Consider the following 346-nt stretch of genomic DNA (forward strand, 5'->3'; position numbering starts at 1 on the left):
CGACCAAATCCTTTAAACATGATTTTCTTCAGTAAACGCTATCTTTTCAGAATGCCCAAAATAAATGCAGCGATCGCTCTAGTAAGCTGCTAACAGTTTAACTCCATCGAGTTGTGGAGGATAATCTACTGGTTTGTACATTCCATTAATCACCTTGGAACCCAAGCAGCTAAATTTATTTTCTGATTTGACCGTCACACCAGCACGCACAGCAGAGACACTGGTAATAAGCCTTGAGGCGCTGTTGAAGTGGAAATCTCAGATTTTTGGGCGTTGCAGAATAGAAATATGAATTAGTGCGATCACTATGAAATGTCCAAGGTGTGCGTCAAGCCACATTCGCAAA

The 346-nt window shown here is 41.3% G+C and carries 1 protein-coding gene; it reads left to right on the forward strand.

The annotated features are described in order from the left end of the window. The first annotated feature begins 133 nt into the window (after nucleotides 1-133). On the forward strand, nucleotides 134-292 hold the full coding sequence (locus tag G1O98_RS39570) for a hypothetical protein (RefSeq protein WP_207794537.1): 159 nt from the start codon (nucleotides 134-136) through the stop codon (nucleotides 290-292). Nucleotides 293-346 lie beyond the last annotated feature (54 nt).

The organism is Nostoc sp. UIC 10630 (assembly GCF_010747425.1).
In the GTDB taxonomy this organism is placed as follows: Bacteria; Cyanobacteriota; Cyanobacteriia; order Cyanobacteriales; family Nostocaceae; genus Nostoc.